2 protein-coding genes are annotated in these 1,801 nt (G+C 74.3%); both read left to right on the forward strand.

All coding sequences use genetic code 11. From position 1 onward, the window contains the following. The coding region (locus J0670_RS37160; RefSeq protein ID WP_243438057.1) for a condensation domain-containing protein at window positions 1-1,590 on the forward strand (1,590 nt) is incomplete at its 5' end. 54 nt (window positions 1,591-1,644) lie between these two features. Next, window positions 1,645-1,801 (forward strand): MbtH family protein (locus J0670_RS37165; RefSeq protein ID WP_207817191.1); only part of this gene is annotated, 157 nt, incomplete at its 3' end.

Here is a 1,801-nt window from a genome sequence, read left to right on the forward strand (position 1 = left end):
ACCGACACCGAACGCCGGATCGCCCGGATCTGGGCCGACGTCCTGGGCGTCGAGGAGGTCGGCGCCGAGGACAACTTCTTCCTGCTCGGCGGCGACTCCATCCTCAGCATGCAGGTGGTGTCGCGGCTGCGCCGGGACGGACTGCACCTGGCCACCCGGGACCTCTTCACCCACCAGACCGTCGCCGAGCTGGCCACCGTGGTGCGCACCGCCCCGCAACGGGAGGACGACGGCCCGGTGACCGGCGACGTGCCGCTCACCCCCATCCAGGAGTGGTTCCTGACCACCCCGCGCGCCGCCCACCACCACTTCAACCAGTCGATGCTGCTCGAACTCGACGCCGACCCCGACCCGTCCGCGCTGCGGGCCGCGCTGGACGCCCTGCTGGACCACCACGACGCCCTGCGGATGCGCTTCACCCACGACGACGCGTCGGGCTGGCACCAGTTCAACCCGCCGCCGGCCCGCACCGACGACGTCCTCCTCCGCTACGACCTCACCGGGCGGACGGCCGAGGACGCCGACGCCGCCCTGGCCAAGGCCGCCGACGACCTGCACGGCGGCTTCGACCTGGCCCAGGGCCCACTGCTGCGCGCGGCCCTGTTCACCCGCGAGGCGGATCGCCCGGCCCTGCTGCTCCTGGTCGCCCACCACCTGGTCGTCGACGCCGTCTCCTGGCGCGTGCTGCGCGACGACCTGGCGAGCGCCTACCGGCAGGCCGCCCGGGGCGACGAGATCACCCTGGGGGAGCGCGGCACCTCCTTCCTGGAGTGGGCGCAGCGGCTCGCCGCCCATGTCGCCGAAGGCGGGCTGGACCACGAACTGCCGTACTGGGAGGACGTGGTGAGCCTCGCGTCCGACCTGCCGGGCGAGCCCGCCGAATCCGGCGACGCCGAGACCGCGGCGGTCACCGTCGAACTCGACGAACAGGACACCGAGGCGCTGCTGCGCGCCGCGCCCGCCGCCTACCGCACCCGCGTCAACGACGTGCTGCTGGCCGCCCTCGCCCTGGCGCTGGCCCGCTGGAGCGGCCACGAGCGGATCCGGCTCGACCTGGAGGGGCACGGCCGGGAGGACGTGCTGGAGGGCGTCGACCTGTCCCGCACCGTCGGCTGGTTCACCACCGTCCACCCGGTCGCCCTCCACGTCCCCGAGCCCGAGGACCTCGGCCCGGACCGCGACTGGCGCGCCCTGGTGAAGTCGATCCGCCGCCAACTGCGCGCGGTGCCCGGGAACGGACTCGGCTTCGGCGCGCTGCGCACCTTCGGCCCGCCCGAGGTCCGCGAACGCCTCGCCGCCGGAGCGCACGGCCGGCTGGTCTTCAACTACCTCGGCCAGTGGGACGCCCGGCCCGAGGCCGCCGAGGACGGCCTGGTCCGCACCGAGCTCGGCTCCTTCGGCCAGGACCACGACCCCCGCGACGGCGGCTCCCACCCGGTGGAGGTGGTCGGCGCGGCGCAGCACGGGCGCCTCGCCTTCACCTGGCACCACCGCCCCGCCCTGCACGACACCGCGACCGTGCGCCGGGCGGCCGAGGAGTTCGCCGAGGCCCTGCGCCACCTCGCCCGGCACGCGCGCGGCCAACGCTGACCACTTCCCTCTGACGAGGACCCGCCTCTGATGAAGATGACGAAGGAGCAGGAGATGGACGAGAACACCCGCTACCAGGTGCTGCGCAACGACGAGGAGCAGTACTCCCTCTGGCCGGCCGACCTGGAGGTGCCCGCCGGCTGGCAGCCCGTCGGAAAGGAGGGCACCGAGGCGGAGTGCACCGCCTACGTCGACGAGGTGTGGACCGACA

Source organism: Streptomyces sp. FH025 (assembly GCF_017427025.1).
Classification (GTDB): domain Bacteria; phylum Actinomycetota; class Actinomycetes; order Streptomycetales; family Streptomycetaceae; genus Kitasatospora.